This window comes from Streptomyces coelicoflavus, from assembly GCF_045041415.1.
Taxonomy (GTDB): Bacteria; Actinomycetota; Actinomycetes; order Streptomycetales; family Streptomycetaceae; genus Streptomyces; species Streptomyces coelicoflavus.
Genome location: NZ_CP108218.1, coordinates 7375271 through 7393664, shown reverse-complemented (window position 1 = coordinate 7393664; position 18394 = coordinate 7375271). Strand labels below are relative to the sequence as shown.

The 18394-nt window shown below is 72.2% G+C and carries 18 protein-coding genes and 1 pseudogene; 10 read left to right on the top strand and 9 right to left on the bottom strand.

Going from position 1 to position 18394, the window contains the following annotated elements; genetic code table 11:
- Positions 1 to 28 precede the first annotated feature (28 nt).
- On the bottom strand, positions 29 to 1861 hold the full coding sequence (locus OHA99_RS33300; RefSeq protein WP_405698553.1) for a glycoside hydrolase family 35 protein: 1833 nt from the start codon (positions 1859 to 1861) through the stop codon (positions 29 to 31).
- 97 nt (positions 1862 to 1958) lie between these two features.
- Between OHA99_RS33300 and OHA99_RS33295 the strand changes: the two genes are divergently transcribed.
- Together OHA99_RS33295 and OHA99_RS33290 are read left to right on the top strand one after the other, a co-directional pair.
- Positions 1959 to 2114 carry a hypothetical protein gene (locus tag OHA99_RS33295; protein WP_164385792.1) on the top strand — a complete coding sequence of 52 codons (156 nt, stop codon included), beginning with the start codon at positions 1959 to 1961 and terminating at the stop codon, positions 2112 to 2114.
- Positions 2111 to 3646: a sialate:H+ symport family MFS transporter gene (locus OHA99_RS33290; RefSeq protein ID WP_405698552.1), complete on the top strand. Its 1536-nt coding sequence runs from the start codon at positions 2111 to 2113 to the stop codon at positions 3644 to 3646. Before OHA99_RS33295 ends, OHA99_RS33290 begins: the two co-directional genes overlap by 4 nt.
- 81 nt (positions 3647 to 3727) lie before the next feature.
- Here OHA99_RS33290 and OHA99_RS33285 read toward each other — a convergent pair whose 3' ends face one another.
- The 4 genes from OHA99_RS33285 to OHA99_RS33270 all read right to left on the bottom strand — a co-directional run bounded on the left by OHA99_RS33285 (position 3728) and on the right by OHA99_RS33270 (position 7421).
- Positions 3728 to 4534 (bottom strand): SDR family oxidoreductase, encoded by an 807-nt coding sequence (locus OHA99_RS33285; protein WP_381500155.1) that lies wholly within the window; start codon positions 4532 to 4534, stop codon positions 3728 to 3730.
- Positions 4535 to 4632: 98 nt separating this feature from the next.
- Complete coding sequence (locus tag OHA99_RS33280) at positions 4633 to 5388, bottom strand: SDR family NAD(P)-dependent oxidoreductase (protein WP_153181141.1); 756 nt, start codon at positions 5386 to 5388, stop codon at positions 4633 to 4635.
- Positions 5389 to 5544: 156 nt separating this feature from the next.
- Positions 5545 to 6459: an alpha/beta hydrolase gene (locus OHA99_RS33275; protein ID WP_405699034.1), complete on the bottom strand. Its 915-nt coding sequence runs from the start codon at positions 6457 to 6459 to the stop codon at positions 5545 to 5547.
- Positions 6460 to 6731: 272 nt separating this feature from the next.
- Positions 6732 to 7421, bottom strand: coding sequence for an NADPH-dependent F420 reductase (locus OHA99_RS33270; protein ID WP_405698551.1), 690 nt, complete (start codon positions 7419 to 7421; stop codon positions 6732 to 6734).
- 74 nt (positions 7422 to 7495) lie between these two features.
- Between OHA99_RS33270 and OHA99_RS33265 the strand changes: the two genes are divergently transcribed.
- Positions 7496 to 7870, top strand: coding sequence for a winged helix-turn-helix transcriptional regulator (locus OHA99_RS33265; RefSeq protein WP_405698549.1), 375 nt, complete (start codon positions 7496 to 7498; stop codon positions 7868 to 7870).
- 516 nt (positions 7871 to 8386) lie between these two features.
- On the top strand, positions 8387 to 9046 hold the full coding sequence (locus tag OHA99_RS33260; protein WP_405698548.1) for a hypothetical protein: 660 nt from the start codon (positions 8387 to 8389) through the stop codon (positions 9044 to 9046).
- On the opposite strand, the gene OHA99_RS33255 is transcribed toward OHA99_RS33260, so the two are convergent.
- Positions 9006 to 10097: an effector-associated domain EAD1-containing protein gene (locus tag OHA99_RS33255; RefSeq protein ID WP_366473325.1), complete on the bottom strand. Its 1092-nt coding sequence runs from the start codon at positions 10095 to 10097 to the stop codon at positions 9006 to 9008. The two genes, OHA99_RS33260 and OHA99_RS33255, sit on opposite strands and share 41 nt — an antisense overlap.
- Positions 10098 to 10223: 126 nt before the next feature.
- Here OHA99_RS33255 and OHA99_RS33250 point away from each other — a divergent pair.
- A pseudogene (locus tag OHA99_RS33250) lies at positions 10224 to 10472 on the top strand (TIR domain-containing protein); the annotation flags it as partial.
- 60 nt (positions 10473 to 10532) lie between these two features.
- On the opposite strand, the gene OHA99_RS33245 reads toward OHA99_RS33250, so the two are convergent.
- Complete coding sequence (locus tag OHA99_RS33245; RefSeq protein ID WP_405698546.1) at positions 10533 to 12293, bottom strand: macro domain-containing protein; 1761 nt, start codon at positions 12291 to 12293, stop codon at positions 10533 to 10535.
- Between the two features lie 391 nt (positions 12294 to 12684).
- On the opposite strand from OHA99_RS33245, the gene dhaK reads away from it, so the two are divergent.
- Genes dhaK through OHA99_RS33230 form a run of 3 tightly spaced genes read left to right on the top strand, consistent with a single transcriptional unit; the run spans position 12685 to position 14732 of the window.
- Positions 12685 to 13677 carry a dihydroxyacetone kinase subunit DhaK gene (gene dhaK / locus OHA99_RS33240; RefSeq protein ID WP_405698545.1) on the top strand — a complete coding sequence of 331 codons (993 nt, stop codon included), beginning with the start codon at positions 12685 to 12687 and terminating at the stop codon, positions 13675 to 13677.
- Between the two features lie 49 nt (positions 13678 to 13726).
- Positions 13727 to 14326 carry a dihydroxyacetone kinase subunit DhaL gene (dhaL, locus tag OHA99_RS33235; protein WP_405698543.1) on the top strand — a complete coding sequence of 200 codons (600 nt, stop codon included), beginning with the start codon at positions 13727 to 13729 and terminating at the stop codon, positions 14324 to 14326.
- On the top strand, positions 14319 to 14732 hold the full coding sequence (locus tag OHA99_RS33230; RefSeq protein WP_381593368.1) for a PTS-dependent dihydroxyacetone kinase phosphotransferase subunit DhaM: 414 nt from the start codon (positions 14319 to 14321) through the stop codon (positions 14730 to 14732). The genes dhaL and OHA99_RS33230 overlap by 8 nt, the downstream gene beginning before the upstream one ends.
- A 121-nt stretch (positions 14733 to 14853) precedes the next feature.
- Here OHA99_RS33230 and OHA99_RS33225 read toward each other — a convergent pair whose 3' ends face one another.
- Positions 14854 to 15708, bottom strand: coding sequence for a glycoside hydrolase family 75 protein (locus OHA99_RS33225; protein WP_153181134.1), 855 nt, complete (start codon positions 15706 to 15708; stop codon positions 14854 to 14856).
- A gap of 382 nt (positions 15709 to 16090) precedes the next feature.
- On the opposite strand from OHA99_RS33225, the gene OHA99_RS33220 reads away from it, so the two are divergent.
- Positions 16091 to 17071 (top strand): fibronectin type III domain-containing protein, encoded by a 981-nt coding sequence (locus tag OHA99_RS33220; RefSeq protein WP_405698541.1) that lies wholly within the window; start codon positions 16091 to 16093, stop codon positions 17069 to 17071.
- Positions 17072 to 17245: 174 nt separating this feature from the next.
- Positions 17246 to 17803, top strand: a complete 558-nt coding sequence (locus OHA99_RS33215; RefSeq protein ID WP_164140489.1) for a hypothetical protein — start codon at positions 17246 to 17248, stop codon at positions 17801 to 17803.
- Positions 17804 to 17823: 20 nt separating this feature from the next.
- Here OHA99_RS33215 and OHA99_RS33210 read toward each other — a convergent pair whose 3' ends face one another.
- Positions 17824 to 18375 carry a PadR family transcriptional regulator gene (locus tag OHA99_RS33210; protein ID WP_405698539.1) on the bottom strand — a complete coding sequence of 184 codons (552 nt, stop codon included), beginning with the start codon at positions 18373 to 18375 and terminating at the stop codon, positions 17824 to 17826.
- Positions 18376 to 18394: the final 19 nt, after the last annotated feature.

Here is an 18394-nt window from a genome sequence, read left to right as displayed (position 1 = left end):
CACCGGCACCGACGGCCCGCCGGAGGAGTCAGTCGAAGGTCTCGACGTACTCCTCCGGCGGTCCGAGTTCGGGCCGGTCGCGCAGGGTGACGCGGTCACCGAAGCGTTCGAGTTCGAGCACCGTCAGCAGGTTCTCGCCGGACCGCAGGAGAGGGGCGGGCAGGTAGAGCGTGGTCTGCGGCCCGATCTCCCAGTAGCGGCCCAGCAGGGTGCCGTTGACCCAGAGGAAGCCCTTGCCGAATCCGGGCAGGGCGACGAACGTGTCCGCCGGTTCGTCCACGGGCAGGACGGCGGTGGCGAATCCGGCGCGACCGCCCGCCGGGGCCGCCGCGGCGGCTCGAGCCGTGTCCTGCGCCGTCCACCGGTCGAGCGGCAGGGGACGCGTCGTCCAGCCGTGCACCAGCCGGCGCTCCACCCGCACCCCGCCGAGGATGCCCTTGCCCTGACCGAGCAGCGGGCCGTAGTTGATCCGCCCCTGGTTCTCCACCAGCAGCGCGAGCCGGACGCGCGCTCCGGCGCCGGAGACGGTGAACGAACCGCTCTCGCGGTCCAGCACGGCGACGGGTGCGCCGTCGACGAAGACCTGGGCGCGGTCGTGCAGGCCCGCCACGGTCACCTCGTGCTCCCCCGGTGGCAGCAGCGGCTCGGCCTCGTAGAGGACCAGGCCGGAGGCCAGCGACAGTTCCTCGAAACTCAGCGGCAGCGGTCCGGGGACGGGTTCCGCCGCCGCGCGCAGCGCGTCCAGCAGGGCCGCCCGCGGGGTGACGGGGAGATCGCGGGGCGGGAGCAGCGGCGGGGCGGCGGGCAGCGGGCGTGCGGCCACGGCGCCGTCGAGCGCGGTCAGTCTCTCCCGCAGGGCGAAGAACTTCGGGGTGAGGGCGCCGTTCTCGGCGACGGGGGCGTCCGAGTCGTAGCTGGTGACGGTCGGCCGGAGCCGGCTCCCGTCGTGGTTGGCGCCCGCCCACAGGCCGAAGTTGGTGCCTCCGTGCGCCATGTAGAGGCTGACGGAGCCGCCCTCGTCGAGGATGCCGCCGACGGTCTCGGCCGCGCTCTCGGCCGACCGGATGTGGTGCTTCTCGCCCCAGTGGTCGAACCAGCCGTTCCAGAACTCGGCGCAGAAGAACGGCTCGCCGGACCGGCGCGAGCGCAGCAGCGCGGCGGCCCGGTCGGGGCGTGAGCCGAAGGTCGCCGCCGCCAGCTCGCCGGGCAGAGCACCGCCGTCCTGCATGAGCGGGGTGGGCCCGTCGGCCGTGTAGAGCAGTTCGGTGATGCCCCGCTCGACCAGGGCGTCGCGGATGTGGCGGACGTAGGCGTGGTCGTCTCCGTAGCTGCCGTACTCGTTCTCGATCTGCACGGCCACGACCGGTCCGCCCCGCCCGGTCTGGAGGTCCGCGACGCGCGGGATCAGCTCGTCGAACCAGCGGTCGACGGCCCGCAGGAACGGGCCGTGGCAGGTACGCAGCCGCATGCCGGGCGTGCCGGTCAGCCAGGCGGGCAGGCCGCCGTTGTCCCACTCGGCGCAGATGTAGGGACCCGGGCGCACGACGGCGTCCAGTCCCTCCTCCTGCGCGAGCCGCACGAACCGGGCCAGGTCCCTGGGCCCGTCGAAGCGTACGTCGCCCTCGTCGCGCTCGTGGAAGTTCCAGGGGACGTAGGTGTCGACGGTGTTCAGTCCGAGGGCGGCGAGCCGCCGGAGCCGGTCGGCCCACTGCTCGGGGTGCACGCGGAAGTAGTGCAGCGAGCCCGCCAGGACGCGGTGGGGGCGCCCGTTCCGCAGGAGGACACCGTCGGCGTACGTCAGAGCGGCCGGGGGAATGTTATCGATACTTTCGCTGCGGACGCTGGTGGTGGATCGCTTCACAACTCCCCCTGGACACTGTGTGCGGCTGCGCGTATGGATGCGTGTGCGCATGCGGGTGGACGGTCGACAGCTGGAACTATGACAGAGAATGATATCGATGCCAATGATCGTTGCGCGCAACGGGAGGACCGGCGGTGTGGGCGGCCTCACCAGCGCCTTCGGCCCCGGCGCGGATAGGGTCGGCGGTGGCGCGGCCGGGGCGGCGCCCCACCGAACCGCGCTCGACGAGGAGCGCACCCTGGAGACACCGTGACAGCCAAGCCCGCATCGGCACTCCCCTGGTACCGGGAAGTGAGCCGCAGCCAGTGGAAGTCGTTCTTCGCCGCCTGGATCGGCTATGTGCTGGACGGATTCGACTTCGTCCTCATCACGCTGGTTCTCACCGAGATCAGTGACGAGTTCGGTCTCAGCACGGTCGAGGCCGCCGGCCTGGTCTCCGGTGCGTTCATCACCCGCTGGCTCGGCGGCGCGGTGCTCGGCGCGGCGGGCGACCGCTTCGGGCGCAAGGCGTCGATGGTGGCGAGCATCCTGCTGTACTCGATCGGCACCTTCGCGTGCGGCTTCGCCTGGGACTACACCAGCCTGTTCACCGCCCGGCTGCTCATCGGGATGGGCATGGCCGGCGAGTACAGCGCGAGTGCGACGTACGTGCTGGAGAGCTGGCCGGTCCGGGTGCGCAACCGCGCCTCCGGCTTCCTCATCTCGGGATTCTCGATCGGTTCGGTGCTCGCGGCCGAGTGCTACAAGTGGGTCGTGCCGAGCCTGGGCTGGCGCTGGATGTTCTTCCTCGGCGTCCTGCCCGTGGTCGTCGCCCTGTGGGTGCGCCGCGCACTGCCCGAGGCCGAGGAGTGGAGCGCCTCGGTCGGCGAACGGGCGCAGCGCCCCAACCCCTTCCGGCCGCTGTTCGCCACCCGCGCCCTGGCCACGGTCAACACGGCCCTGGTGGTGCTGGGCACGGTCACCCTGTTCGCCGTGTTCAGCCCGGTCGGGGCCGGCGCCGTCCCCGTACTGTCGGTGCTCGCCGGCGCCTGCCTGGTCGCGCTGACCGTTCAGCTCGGCGGCCGCAAGGGCTGGCTGCTGTACCTGTCCCTGATCGTCACCGTCTTCGTGGCGTTCCTGTACACCTGGCCGATCCAGGCCCTGCTGCCCACCTACCTCAAGAACGATCTCGGCTACACGCCCGGCCAGGTCACGGACGCCCTGTACTTCGCGGGCTTCGGCACGGCCGCCGGCTGCGTCCTGGCGGGCTTCGTGGGCGACTGGATCGGCACCCGCAAGGCGTACGCCTTCACGTTGGTCGCCTCGCTGGCGTTCGTCTTCCCGGTGTTCGCGACCAAGGACAACCTGTTCCTGATGGGCGTGCTGCTGTTCGCCCTTCAGGCGCTGAGCTTCGGCATCTCGGGGCTGCTGCCGCGCTACATCGGCGGTCACTTCCCCACCGGAAGCCGCGGTTCGGGGCTCGGGTTCACCTACAACGTCGGCGCGCTTGGCGGCGCCGTGGCCCCGGTCCTCGGCGCCCGGCTCGCCGAGGGGAGGTCCCTGGGCACCTCGCTGGCCCTGCTGACGTTCGCCGGCACGATCCTGGTGGCCCTCCTGGTCGGCTTCGACGTCCCGGCCCGCCTCAACCGGCTGATCGACCCCGACGCCCCGCGCGACCACCTGGCGCACGGGGTCCCGGCAGCGGACGGGCCGGCGGCCGGGCCCGCGCCCGCCCGGTCGGCGGTCCGCAAATCCCCCGGACGGCAGTCGGCCGCGGGACGCCCCGGCTCCGGCGGGCGGGACTGAGCCACGCCCTCCCGGCACGCCGCCGGCCGCCGGATGCCCGTCAGCCGCCGCGGCGTCCCGGGCACCCGGGGCGTCCGTCCGTCAGACCTGCGGCGTCCGCACCGCGGGCCAGTCCAGGCCGCGGAGCTCGGCGTCCAGGCCACCGTCGCAGTACATCAGCGTGCCCACGCAGTAGCCCGACTTGGCGGACAGCAGGAAGAGCACCAGTTCCGCGACCTCGTCGGGGCTGCCCGCCCGGCCCGCCGGTACGGACTTCAGGAAGGCGTCGATGCCGGCGGCGATCCGCGGGTCCTTGCGGCCCGCCCGGGTCATGGGGGTGTCGATGAATCCCGGTGCGACGGCGTTGAGGCGGATGCCGTCCGCGACGTAGTCGGCGGCGCGGGTGCGGGTGTAGTGGGCGATCGCCGCCTTGGTGGCCGGGTAGGTGAGGACGCCGCCCTCGTCGGTCTGGGCGTCCGCCAGCGCCCGGGCCGCCTCCTCGTCACCCGCCAGGCAGGCCGCGGCCAGCTCGGGGCTCCAGCCGGGCTGCGTGGTGGTGGAGTTGGACGAGGCGAGGACCACCGCGGACGTCCCCGCCGCGGCCAGCGCCGGACGCAGCCCCTCCAGCAGTCCGACGGCGCCGAAGTAGTTGACGGAAACCAGCAGACTCGCGGGCCGGCCCGCGCCGCCGGAGATCCCGGCGAACGGCACGAAGCCGTCGAGCCGACCGTCGCACAGGCGGGTGACCTCGGCCGCGGCGGCGGCCCGTCCCGCCGGGGTGCCCAGGTCGGCCTCCACGTCGGCGTCGCGCAGGTCGACGCCGATGACGCGGTGGCCCTGTCCGACGAGCCGGGCCGCGATCGAGGCGCCCATGCCGGACGCGGCTCCGGTGACGGCGATGGTTCCCATGATGCTCTTCTCCTGGTGGTTCACGGTGGGGGTGATCAGTCGCGCGGGCTCCCGGCGGCCGGGGTCTCTCCGCCGGCTGCCGCGACCGCGCACGCGCTTCAGCGGAGCTTCACGGCCCCGCCGTCGGCCATCACGGTCTGGCCGGTCATGTACTGCGCGTCGTCGCTCGCGAGGAAGGCGACGATGGGCGCCACGTCGCGCTCGGGGTCGCCGAAGCGGCCCAGCGGCACCGAGGCGGCGGACTGCGCGTACTGCTCCGGACGGGCCTCGGCCCACTGGGCCACCCCGGCGGTCAGGGCCATCGGGCAGACCACGTTGACCCGGATGTTGTGCGGCGCCCACTCGTTGGCGGCCACCCGGCTCAGGCCGCGGATCGCTTCCTTGGCCGCGGCGTAGGACGCCTGGTTCGGCTGCCCGTTGAGGCCGGCGCCGGAGCCGAAGTTGACGATGCTGGCGTTGCCGGTCTTCTTCAGTTCGGGCAGTGCGGCGAGCATGAAGTTGCGGGTCGCGTACAGGCCGGTGTTCATCGCGAGGTCCCAGTCGTCGTCCGTCTGCTCTTCGAACGGCTTCTGCCGCGACACGCTCGCGTTGTTCACCAGCACGTCCAGGGATCCGAAGCGGTCGACGGCGGTGGCCACGGCCGTGTCGGCGACCTTGCGGTCACCGACGTCGCCCCGGAGGAAGACCACGGCGTCGCCGAGTTCGTCGGCGATGCTCCGCCCCGCCTCTTCGTCCAGGTCGACGATCACGACCCGGGCGCCGCGCGCGACGAAGAGCCTCGTGACGGCACCGCCGATGCCCGACCCGCCTCCCGTGACGATGGCCGTCCTGCCCTGGAGGCTGCGTGTGCTCATGGTGCTGTTCCTTTCGTGACCGCCCGGGACCCTTGGAGGGCCAATATGTATGTTACATACACAGACCATGACCCCGCAACGCCGGAGGAAGCACCGTCCAGAGCACCGTGCAGAGAGGTGGAACCCGCTCCCTGGTTCCGGTCCGCCGGACGGAACCTAGCCCCCCTGTCCTGCGAGCGTGTCCAGGACGTCCGCAACCGGGGTGGGATCCAGAGGGCCGACGTGTGACGCCCCGGGGAAATCGTGCACCCGGAAGCGGTTGCCGGGTGTGGACGCGTCGGCTTCCGCGATCATCCTGTCCTGGAGCGCGGTGGCGATCGTACGGTCCCTGCCGAAACGCAGGTACGTGCGGGGAATGCGTCCCCAGGTGCCGGCCCGGCCGACCGCTCGGCCCGCATAGGCGGCGACGGGCTCGTCGGTCTGCATGCCGGCCAGGATCCGGCGGAAGTCGGCGTCGGGGTAGTCGGCGCAGATCATCTCCTTCAGGAGGGCCAATTCACCGCTGACGCCCGTACGGAAGTTCAGCCGCAACACCCCGAGCCGGTCCGGGTCACCCACCGTCAGCTCCACCGGGCTGACGGCGTTCGCGTTCTCGGGCGCCGCCGTGCAGGCGTCCGCCGTGGGCAGGACGCGGCTGGGACAGAAGGCCGCCATGTAGCAGATGTGGTGCAGCAGGTGCGGGACGGCCTCGCCGACCCGGCTGACCGACACGCCACCCAGGCTGTGCCCGACCAGCACCACCGGGCCGTTCCGTGCGGCCCGCCGCACGACGCCCGTGACGCGCGCCTCGTAGTCGTCCAGCCCGAGGCCCTTCAGCGGGGACGGTTCGACCGCCATCGCGGCGAGGTCCTGCCGCTGGTAGGACTCCGCCACGAAAGCCTCCGCGCCGTGCCGCGGCTGGTCCACCATGACGGCGCGGTGGCCGCGCAGCACCAGTTCCCGCGCGATCGGCATCCAGAACGCGCCGGCGCTGTGGGTACCGTGCACCAGCACGTAGGTGACGGGCCGTCGACGCGGGGCCGCCGCGGCCGGCGAGCTTGCGAGCCCGGTGCCCACGGCCATGCCCCCCATCGCGAGCCCCAGCCCACGCAGCGCCGTTCGCCGGGTGGCACCTTTTCGTTCTTCGTTCGTGTCATCCATCATGAACACAACGCTATGAACGGCCCGTTCGGCCCACCAGCGGTCCAGCACCCCACCTGGGGTGGGCCCAGAACCACCCTGGTGAACCCTCGCAGGTCAAGGGAGCACAACGACTCCGAGAAGCACCACCGGCACGGCGGCCAACGGGATCGAGGATCACCGAGCTGACGAAGAGCACCTTCAGAGAGACCGGAGGAAGCGACTCACAGGCGTGGACGGCACCGCTCGGCGTCGTCCGGTTCCGCGTGTGCCGGTCCGGCGGCATACGCCAGCGGGGGTGCGATTGCCTGGGCATCGGCTCCCTCGCCGACCCACAGCCCGATGAAGAGCGCGGCGGTCGCCTCCAGGAGGCCCGCCCGTTCGAGACCGCCGCCGGCCAAAGGCTCGCAGCCGGCATCCCGCACCAGCTCGCGTACGAGCGCGAGGGCGGTCTCGTCGTCGCCGCAGACGGGAACGGCCAGCGGCCGTCCGTCGAAGACGGGCGGCGACATGCGCCACACGTCCTCGTGGCAGAGATTGAACGCCTTGACCACACGGGCTCCCGGCGCCGCCGCGGCCAGTCGCTGTGCGGCCGAGCGTCTGCCCTGTGTCAGCAGCCGGAAGCCCGGACCGACCGGATTGGAACAGTCGATCAGAACCTTGCCGCCCAGGACCGCCTGCAGTTCCCGCACCACGTCCGTCCCCGCGCCGAAGGGCAGCGCGGCCAGCACCACCTGCCCGAACTCGGCCGCCGCCCGCAGACCGGCGGGCTTCGCGCCGCCCCCGAGGCGCGTCGCGAGCCGCTTCGCCTTGTGCACGTCCCGTCCTCCGACGGCCACCTCGTGCCCGGCCCGCACCCAGTGGTCGGCGAGCGCGTCCGCCATGCCGCCCGTGCCCAGTACGCCGATTCTCATCACGCATTCCCTCCCAGGACCTGCTTGGACCGTCGACTTCGACGCTAGAGGTCCTGTCGGGCACCATTTGGTACGTGACGACCGACGCCTTCCTCGCCGACTGCCGCGCCCGCCTCGCCTTCGACCTCCTCTCCAACACCTGGAACGCCGTCGTGCTCTGGGCACTGCGCGACGGCCCCAAACGCCCGGTCGAACTGCGCGAGCTGATCGGGGCGATCAGCTCCAAGGTCCTCACCGAGACGCTGCGGCGCGTGCAGTCCTACGGACTCGTGGACCGGCAGGCACACCCCGGAGCGCCACCGCGCGTTGAGTATCGGCTCACCGCCCTGGGCCGGACTCTGCTGGCACCCGTCGACGCCGTCGGAGCATGGGCCGTCGAACATGGCGATGAGGTCATGGCCGCCCAGGAAGGCGAATGCACCGCCGGCCTCCGGCCCCCCTCGGCTTGAGCGCAGACCGGTATTCCCTGACCTCTACAGACGTCACCTCGCGTGACCTTCGCGGTCGCAAGATCGATACGGCCCCGGCAGGACTCTGGTCGGTCCGCAGTCGGCTTGCTCCAGTTCGCGGCAGGGTTTCGCGGCGTCGATGCAGCGTGTGGGATGACTGTGCGGGTGGCTGGGCATGGGTGCACTGGACACGATCGTTCGGGTCCGACAACGCGTGGGAGGGGCGGGGACGTGAGCGAAATGGTCCATTCGGCGGAATGGATACCGGTGTCGGCCACGCAGTTGTCGGCGTGGCGGGGCCGACGGGTCGGATCGACCCTGCGACTGGAGGGGCCGTGCCCGGCCTGTCGTCACACCGCCACGGCGGTGGTGCGGCTCACCGAAACCTCGTTCGAGGGCGGAGGAGTCGCGACGGCCGGGCCGTCCGCACTCACCGTCACAGCAAGCTGCACTTGCGGCCGGGAGCACGCGGGGCAACCCGTCGAACCACCGCGCGGGTGTGGCCGGACGTGGACCGTGACCGCCGAGACCGACGCGGCCGGCGATGTCGCATTGCGCCCTTCGGACGACCCCTACCTCATCGAGGCAGCCGAGGCCTGGCGGACGGCACAGGCAGATGAGCTGACGAGCTTGCGCGCGGGAGCAGAGAAGTGGACCGCGGGCATCGCGTCGCTGCTGGGGCTGCTCGGTGTGCTGGGCATCGGGTTGCAGACCGACCGGATTGCCGGGCTGACCGGCAGCGGGAAGACCGCGGTCGCAAGCTTGATTGCCGCGGTGGTGATCCTCGGTGGCTTCGCCGTGATTCAGGGCTGCCGAGCAGCCTACGGCTGGCCGCGGACGCGTACGGTCACCTCTGACCAGGATCTGATCAGCTGGTACTCCTCACTGCGGGCACTTCCTCTCACGGCGGCGGTGCGCCTGCGCGGCGCGGTGATCGCGGCCGGGGCCGCGCTGACCGCGGTGACCGCCGCGGCCATGCTTCCATGGCTGCTGCCCGCGGCGGCTCCCCCCAGCCCCGTGGTGAAGGTCGCGTTGACGGACCGTTCCGCGACGTGCGGGACCCTGCTGCCCTCAGCGACCGCCGGCCGTATTTCCGTGCGCCGGACCGACAGCGGTGCCGTGCAGACCATTCCCCTCAACACTGTGGTGCGAGTGTCCCCGGTGGAAAAGTGCTGACCACCGGAGCGATCGGCACAGCCCGGTTGTAGGCGGGGACGTGCCAGGGATCCTGCTGCGGATCGCCCGCCTGATGAATCGCGGCCAGATCCAGCGCCAGAGTGAAGCAGGGGGACCCCGACGATCCGTGGTCGGTATCGGCTGTATGCCGGATCCTGGTGCCGTTCGCAGTGACCGCTGTGACCTTCCCGAAGGCCAGCCGCATGGGGCCGCCCAGCAGATGCTGGAAGACCACGATGTCATCCCCTTCGCGTAGCGTCACCGGCGCATGCGCGTCGATCCAGCCCCGTTCCGGCGAGCTCGGTTCCGCGTCGTCGCCAATGGGGCGGTCACCCGGTGAATCGGCCAGCCGCAGGAGAGCGAAGTCCAACTCCCCAGCGGCCGGCACCCGCTCCGCGACCGGGTCCCGGTCGGCGTCCCCGTAGGGCGCGAAGGCCACGCACCACTGCTCGGCGAGGCCGGACACCGCTTCCGTGGCCGGCTGCGGCACGCCCGGCGCGCCGGGGCCGCCGCCGCGCTGAACGCCGAGCTTGAAGTCGAACCGCACCCGGACCTCGTCCGGCCGTAGCCGCCCGCCGAAAAGTCCCTCCACCACATGGAAACTGGTCAGGCAGAGGTCGGGGCCCACCAGGAACCCGGTGCCCAGTGGGCGGGGCACGCCGGACCGGGCCGCCTCCACCCTGCACACCCGCCCCTCGATCAGGCCGAGACCGGCGCGGAACAGCGCCGGATGGATCTCGGGAGCACGGACGTTGAGGATGCTCTCCAAACCACGGGTGTCCACGGCCAGCCCAAGATCCTGAGCGGCCCGGAAGAGACCGGCGTGCCCCGGGCGCGACTGCCGGGCGGCCGTGACGAGGTGGTCGAGCCAGCCTTCGGAGTCGGCAGCCCTGAGCACGTCGAACACGACGGCGTCGTAGGTGGACTGCATCGAGATCCGGGCCAGCTGCTTGTTCAGCCGGTAGTAGAGGAACTGCCGCAACTGCTCTGGCTGAAAGGCGTCCATCAGCGCCTCGCTGAACCGCTCGGCGACCCGCCCGTCCATCGGCATGCAGCGATCCCCTCTCCGTTCCGCGTCGTACGCCCCTCCAAGTGTGTCGGGAAACATTGTCCCGGCGGGAGCGAAGGGACGCGATACGATCGAAGCGTGACCGAAGTACGAGAGGTGAGCGGCAGCATGGTTCACGACCGTGCCGTCGATCCGTGGCTCGTCTTCGTCAGCCACAGCCGTCGCGACCGTTCGTCCACACTGCGCCTGGTGCGCCGATTGCGGTCCACCGGCCTGCACCCCTGGATCTGCGGCCCCGAACTGCACTCTCCTGCTTGGCGGGACACCGTCTTTCCACAGATCGAGCACTGCCGCATGGTCGTCGTAGTGTCCAGCGCGCACGCGGACGCTGCCGACGGGGTGCGCCAGGAGATCGCCTACGCCGAGTTGCTCGGCAAGCCCGTGGTCCGGGTCGGCGCCCACGACACGGGGCTGCGGTCAGTCCCCCAACGGCAGCACGAAGCCTGTTGCGTCCGAGGGGTGGACGACGATGCGCAGTTCGCGGCACACCGAAGCGCGGCGAGTGTGTTCACGGAACGACGCCAGGGTCATGTTGACGAGCGTCTCACGCTCCAACTCCAGCCGTGACAGACCGGCGCCGAGCACGGGCATGGCGACCGCGCGGTCGGTCTCGCGGCGCCTGACCTCCTCCCAGAGATTGCCCAGGCTCAGGTGGAGAAAGGCCTCCGTCGACTGAGCAGTCAGGGTGTTGGCCATCTGGCTGAAGGCGACGGCGAAGACGCGCCACCGCTCCCGTTCGAGTACGGCTACCGTGCCCACCGGATAGCGCGCCAGTTTTCCGTGCCGCTTGCCCGAACGGCTCTCCACGCTCTCGGCGTTCACCGCGGCCAGCGCCCGGTCGAGGTCGGCGTCCAGGGCCTCCACATCGCCTTGGTAGATCCGCTCGACGAGCTGCCCCTGGAGGCTCGACGGGCTGATCACCAGGCTGCCGTCGGTGGCGGTGTCGAAGGTGTCACTGAAACCGATGACCAGGTCGGCCTCCTGCTCGAACAGGTCGCCGTGCACGAAGACCACCTCGCTGTCGGCCAGCCCGTTCGCCGTACTCGCGGGCACTCGCGCCAGCACGCGCGACGCGCGTCTGGCGCCCACTGAATCACGCTTCAGCATCTCCAGCCGGTCCCGGACCGCGGCGGCGATGAGCTGGCCCTTCGACGCAGCCGCGCAGATCTCGCGGAGTTGGCTCTCCAACCGGATCTGCTCAGCGGACACGGCACCGGGCGCAGCCGCCGCCGTCGCCCGCGATCCCTGATCGGGGCGGTCGGTCCGCAAAGCCACCAGGGTTTTGCAGAGGCCGCTGATGTCCCTTTCTGTCGTCGCGGGTGGCGCCTGCGCCGGCGCGAACATCGGCAGCGCGGGGAAGGTGAGCAATGGCTCGCCGTCCGCCGCGAGGAGAATGTGTGAGGGATCGATGGGCCCGTAGACAGCGCCGCGGTTGTGCGCGACGGTGAGCGCGTCGGCGAGCTTCGCCCCGATGTCGATCACTTCGGTCACCTCCAGGGGAGACGGCCGAAGGATGTCGGCTTGCCCGATGTCTTGCACCAGGTAGGGATGTCTGTCCGCCGTCAGCCCGGCGTCCAGGAGGCCGGCGACCCGGTGATGGGCCGCAGCCTGCCGCGCCTGGCGCGCCTCGTTGAGGAATCGTCCCGCCGAGGCCTCCGTGTCGAGGACGAGTCCGTGCACACGGACGAGGTAGTTGCGCGACATGTCCTGATGGCGCAGGCAGAGGTGCGCCGCGTCGTGGTGGATCACCATCGACTCGAACGTCATGTCGGCGGGGCCGGCTGCTGCGGCCCCCTCGACGATCCCGCGGATTTCACGCAGGTCGAAGGCCAGCCGAGGAGGCCGTGCACCCTCGGACGACGCCGGGGGCGGCAGGTGCGGCTCGGCCCATTGCGCCAACCCCGCGTTGTCCGGTCGGTCATGCACGACCGCCTGCACCAGTTCCCGCACCCAGCCGTCCTGTTCGGCGTTCTGGATGACCTTGAACACCAGATCGTCGTGGTTGTCGGCCGCCCCCACGATGGAGCCAAGACGACGGTTCAACCCGAACCAGAAAAGCCGCTCAAGATCATTTCTTGAGGTGTAGGCGCCCAACAGCAGCCGGTACAGCTGCACGCGCTCATCGCGACTCAACGACCAGGCGTCGACCGGACACCTCCAGTTTCCGGACTGCGTCACCACAGTATCGGCAACGCCCCCGCCGCCCAACGCCTTCGGGACGGCCTCATGGCATCGGCACGGGCCCGCCGGTTTTCCGTCTGCGCAACCCGCGGGCCCACCTCTGCGCCGACACGCGGCGCCAGCCGTTCAGGGACTCGGGCGCGCCCATGCGGTTCGCCCACGTGACCTTCGCTGCCGCAAGGCCGATACTGCCGACAGCAGCGATCCCGACCAAGCCGCCCCCAGCCGTCCGGCAGGCCTGACGAGCCGTCACGGAAGTCGGCATCAGCACTGCCAGAACCCGCTCCAGCCCGTCACGCAACGCCAGGACCGAAAACCGCCCCCGCCCGCTCCGACCAACAAATACGCAGGTCATCGACTTGCCTGCCAGGTTTCCCAGGAGGTACCCATGAGGATGCTGATCAACGTCCCCGAGACCGTCGTCGCGGACGCGCTGCGCGGTATGGCGGCCGCCCATCCCGAGCTGACCGTGGATGTCGAGAACAGGGTGGTCGTGCGGCGGGACGCCCCCGTGGCCGGACAGGTCGCGCTGGTGTCGGGGGGTGGTTCCGGGCACGAGCCGCTGCACGGCGGGTTCGTGGGCCCCGGGATGCTGTCGGCCGCCTGTCCGGGTGAGGTGTTCACCTCGCCGGTGCCGGACCAGATGGTGCGGGCCGCGGCGGCCGTGGACAGCGGGGCCGGAGTGCTCTTCGTCGTCAAGAACTACACCGGTGACGTGCTCAACTTCGACATGGCCGCCGAACTGGCCGAGGACGAGGGCATCCAGGTCGCGAAGGTGCTGGTCAACGATGACGTGGCGGTGACGGACAGCCTCTACACGGCCGGCCGGCGCGGCACGGGGGCGACGCTGTTCGTGGAGAAGATCGCCGGTGCGGCGGCGCGGGAGGGGCGGCCGCTGAAGCAGGTCGAGGCGATCGCCCGCCGGGTCAACGACAGCTCCCGCAGCTTCGGTGTGGCGCTCAGCGCCGTCACGACGCCGGCCAAGGGCAGCCCCACCTTCGACCTCCCCTCCGGGGAGCTGGAGCTGGGCATCGGCATCCACGGGGAGCCCGGCCGGGAGCGGCGGCCCATGATGACCTCGGGCGAGATCGCCGAGGCCGCCGTGGACGCGGTGCTGACCGACCTCGGCCCGCGCAACCCCGTCCTCGTCCTGGTCAACGGCATGGGCGCGACGCCGCTGCTCGAGCTGTACGGCTTCAATGCCGAGGTGCAGCGGGTCCTCGGCGAGCGGGGTGTCGCCGTCGCCCGCACCCTCGTCGGCAACTACGTCACCTCCCTCGACATGGCCGGCGCCTCGGTCACCCTGTGCGAGATCGACGAGGAGCTGCTCGGACTGTGGGACGCGCCGGTCAGCACCCCGGGTCTGCGGTGGGGCATGTGACGGTGGGCGGTGGAAGCATCGCGACGTACCTACCAGGCAAGGAGATCCTGTGCTCGACGCCGACTTCTTCCGCCGCTGGATGACGGCGACCACCGCGCTGGTCGACCGTGAGGCGGAACGGCTCACCGCTCTCGACTCACCCATCGGCGACGCCGACCACGGCAGCAATCTCAAGCGCGGGTTCACGGCCGTGGCCGCCGCGCTCGAGGAGGAGGCGCCCGCCACACCCAGCGCCGTCCTGATCCTCGCCGGGCGGCAGCTCATCTCCAAGGTCGGCGGGGCCTCGGGGCCCCTCTACGGGACGCTGCTGCGGCGCACCGGCAAGGCGCTCGGGGACTCGGCCGAGGTGAGCGCGGGCCAGCTGGCCGAGGCCCTGCGGACGGGGGTGGACGCCGTCCGGACGCTGGGCGGTGCCGCGCCGGGCGACAAGACCATGATCGACGCCCTGGTGCCCGCCGTGGACGCCCTGGGCGATTCGTTCGGCGCGGCCCGCACGGCGGCCGTGGAGGGGGCCGAGGCGACCACGCCGTTGCAGGCCCGCAAGGGCAGGGCCAGCTACCTGGGCGAGCGCAGCATCGGTCACCAGGACCCGGGGGCGACCTCCGCCGCGCTGCTCTTCGAGGCGCTGAAGGAGGCGGCCGGTGAGTGACGAGCGGCAGCTGGTGGGCATCGTGCTGGTCTCCCACAGCGCCGAGGTGGCCGCCTCGGTGGCGGAGCTGGCGAAGGAGTTGTCGGGCGGTGCCGGGGCGGTGGCCGTCGCCCCGGCGGGCGGTACCGCCTCCGGCGAGTTCGGTACCAGTTCGGAACTGGTCGCGGCCGCCGCCGCGTCCGTGGACCGGGGCGCGGGGGTCGCCGTGCTCACCGACCTCGGCAGTGCGGTCCTCACCGTCAAGGCGCTGCTCGCCGAGGGCGACGAACTGCCGGACCGCACCCGTCTCGTGGACGCGCCGTTCGTCGAGGGCGCGGTGGCGGCGGTCGTCACGGCCTCGACGGGCGCCGGCCTCGACGCCGTGGAGGCGGCGGCCGCGGAGGCGTACTCCTACCGGAAGGCCTGAGCGGCCGGTTGCGTCCCGGCGGAGAGTCCGGGGCGGCCGGGACCCGGCGGGTCCCGGCCGCCCCGGACGGCTCAGCAGCACCCGGCCGGTTCAGGCCCCTCCAGCTCCGGTCCCGGCCCGCTCAGCCCCCGTCCACGAACTTCCGCGCCAGCCGCTCCGCCGCCTTCTCGGCCGCGGCCGTGTCCTCGATGGGCTCGGCCTCGCTGTCCTTGAAGACGATGTACGTCACGTCGGAGGCCACGCCGCCGCCCGCCGGGTCCGCCGGGATGCCGAGTGAGCGGGCGGCGGCGTAGGAGGCCTCGCCGATGAGGTCGCTGGGGCCGACGTCGCCGACGACGGCGTACCGCACCCGGTCCCCGTGGACGAGGGCGGCGAGCGATCCGCCGCGGACGTCGTCCTGCCGGGGGTCCCAGGTGCCGCTGGGTCCGGGCACGACGACGTAGGGCAGGCGCTCCGCGTCCAGCGGGCGGCCGTCGGACTCCGTGTACGCGGTGGCGGGGCTGAAGTGCGGGTCGGTGCGGCCGTTGCACCGGTCGCCGGGCCGGCCGTCGCAATCGATGTCGAGGTCGGCCTTCCAGTACACGGCGTCCCGTGAGCCGCAGACGGGGATGTCCGCCGGTGCTCCGGCGTCACTGCGGTAGCGCCCGCGCGAGACGGGGTCGCAGTCCCGCACCCTGGCCAGCAGGTCGGCGGCGCGGACCGGTCCCTCGTCGCCGCTCCGCTTCGGACGGGCTCCGGCCCCGGAGTCCGCTCCGACCCGGGAGGGGGGTGCGGGCTGCCCGGCCGGGAGGTGGGGGACGGGTCCGACCCGGACCCCGGACCGGTCGGCGCGCGGCGGCTCGACCCGGTCGGGGGCGCCGGGCAGCAGGATCCGCGCCGGGTCGGGCAGTGGCGGAGCGGGCGGAGCGTCGGGGAACGTCGTGGGGGCGAGCAGGACGGCGCTGGCCGCGACCAGTGTCAGCGACTGGACACGCACGATGTGGCCTCTCCTCGGAGACAGGGACGAACACTCGGCCCCATCTGTCCCCGAAACGCGCACGCGACCACCTTTCGCAGGGCCAGACGGTGCACACCCGCCGTCCGGTCCGTGCGTCGCGAGGGGCGACCGGGGGCGGGCGGGCCGTGCCTGTTCCGGCTCCGGCCCGTCCGGCCGCCCGCGCCGGCGCGGGGTCAGCGACGACAGCGGTCCGCGCGCCTTCGACCCGAACCCCCCTGTCCATACGGAGAGTTCGGCCGTGGGACGACCCAGCATACGTAACCCGTCCGAGTGACCGTGACTCACGACCCTCTTGATGTGACCGCGTCACAGAGGTCATATTGGTCCGGACCATTATGGGCCGGTGTGGGGAGGCAGAGCCGTGCGTGAGGTTCCCGTTGCCGTTCTCACGCGCCGGTGCGCCCTGCTCTGCGGGGTGCTCGTCCTGCTGACCTCCTGCGGCTGGGGCGGGGGCGAGGACGGCGAGGGCGGTGCACTGCCCGGGGCACCCACGGGCGTCACCGCGGCGGCCGGCAGCGCGACGACCGTGCACGTGATGTGGCACGCGGTCGACGGCGTCGAGACCTACGAGGTGTATCGCGGCGGCACGCTGGTGAAGGAGGTGCCGGCGCCCGAGCGGATGGTGGACGTCACCCGGCTGCACCCGTCGACGGCGTACGCCTTCACCGTGCGGGCCCGGGACGCCGACGGGCGGCTCGGACCGCGCAGCCGGGAGGTGCGGGCGACCACTCCCGCCGCGGCGAGCGACGGCAACGCCCCGACCCGCCCGGAAGACGTGCACGGCAGGGCGGCGGGCAGCCGGGCGGTCCAGCTCACCTGGTCGGCCGCGAAGGACGACCACGACGTCGTGTCGTACGACGTCTACCAGGGTGACGCGAAGGTGCACAGCGTCGGTGGCGAGCAGACGGCGGCCGTGGTCACGGGGCTGCGGCCGGGCACCCGCTACTCGTTCACCGTCCGGGCGCGGGACGCCGCCGACAACGTCTCCCCCGCCGGCGGGCCCGTCCGCCTCGCCACACCGGGCTCCGACGACGGCCGCGCCACCGCGCCCACCGGACTGCGCGCCGACTCCCACCTGGCCGACGGGGCGTACTACCTCGACCTGTCCTGGATCCCGCCGCGCACCGACGGTCCGGTGACCGAGTACCAGATCCATCTGGACGGCCGGGCGGCGACCTCGCTGGTCTACGGGGCCGACGTCCCGCGCGACCGTGCCGAGTACAGCTTCTACGCCGGGCGCGAGGCCGGGGTCGCGCACCGGGTGAAGGTCCGGGCGAGGCTCCCCGACGGCACCTGGGGCGGGTTCTCGGCGGAGCGGAAGGTGACCACGGGCGCGGAGTGACGGTCCCCGGCCGGCGCGGTGCCGGGGCGGGGCGGTGAACGTGTCACCTGGGCGGTCGCGCTCCGCATGCGGGGGCGGCCGGCGCGCTGTTGGCTGCCAGAGGGGGCACGGGCGTTCCCGATCCCGGCGGCGCAAGGGATGTCCCGCCGACCGTGCCGCCGGAGGGCAGTCCACATGCGCATCTCATCGCCACTTCTCCGCTCCGGTGCGACCGTGGCAGCCGTCGCCGCGCTGCCCGTCGTCCTGTCCGCCGGACCGGCGTCGGCCGGGCCGGGTATCTCCGTGAGCACCACCGGGACCACGGTGTCGGTCACGACCACGGCCTGTGCCCAGCTCAACGGCAGTTGGGGCACCGCCTCGCTGCTCACCAGCAGCCAGCGGGACTTCGCCCAGGGGCGTCAGGTGGCGCTGTCCGGCACCGGTTCGGGCCAGTCCGCGGCCTGGTCGGGGATCTCGCCGGGCACCTACACGGTGATCGTCATGTGCTCGAACAACAGCACCGCCGGCACCCAGACGGTCATCGTCTCCTCGGCGCCCTCTCCCTCGCCCTCGCCGAGCCGTTCCGCCACTCCCTCCCCGTCCGCGTCGCCGGGCGGTGTCATGGGCGGTCTCGGCGGGGCCGTCCAGGACTACGGCACGGCCACCCTGGTGGCGGGCGGCGCGCTGGTGGGTACCGGGGTCATCGCCGCGGCCTGGTTCCTGCGCCGCCGCTCGAAGCCGTACCGGTTCTGAACGGGCGCCCAGGAAGGCGGTCACGCCGGCTCGTCGCCGGGCAGCTCGGCGAACTCCGCCAGGGCGTGCCCGATCCACTGGGTCCAGAACGTCTCCAGGTCGATGCCGGCCCGCAGCACCAGGTGCCGCAGCCGGTCCTCGGTGCTGTCCCGCCCGGGCGGGAAGTCCCGCTCCTCGATCTCCTCGTAGTCGGCCAACTGACGCTCGTGCAGCTTCAGATGGCGGCGCAGGTCCGCCTCGACACCGGCGGTGCCGACCACCGCGGCGGCGCGCAGCCGCAGCAGCATGGTGTCCCGCAGCGGCTTGGGGTCGTGCGGGGCGGCGGTCCAGCGGGCCAGTTCGGCGCGACCCGCGGGCAGGACCTCGTAGGACTTCTTCTGGCCGCGGGCCGGCGGCTGGCCGGGCAGCGCCCGGATCAGGCCCTCCGCCTCCAGCTTTCCCAGCTCGCGGTAGATCTGCTGGTGCGTGGCCGACCAGAAGTAGCCGATCGACCGGTCGAACCTGCGGGTCAGCTCCAGCCCCGACGACGGCTTTTCGACCAGGGCGGTGAGGATCGCGTGCGGGAGTGACATGGGCTCATCCTAGGGACGG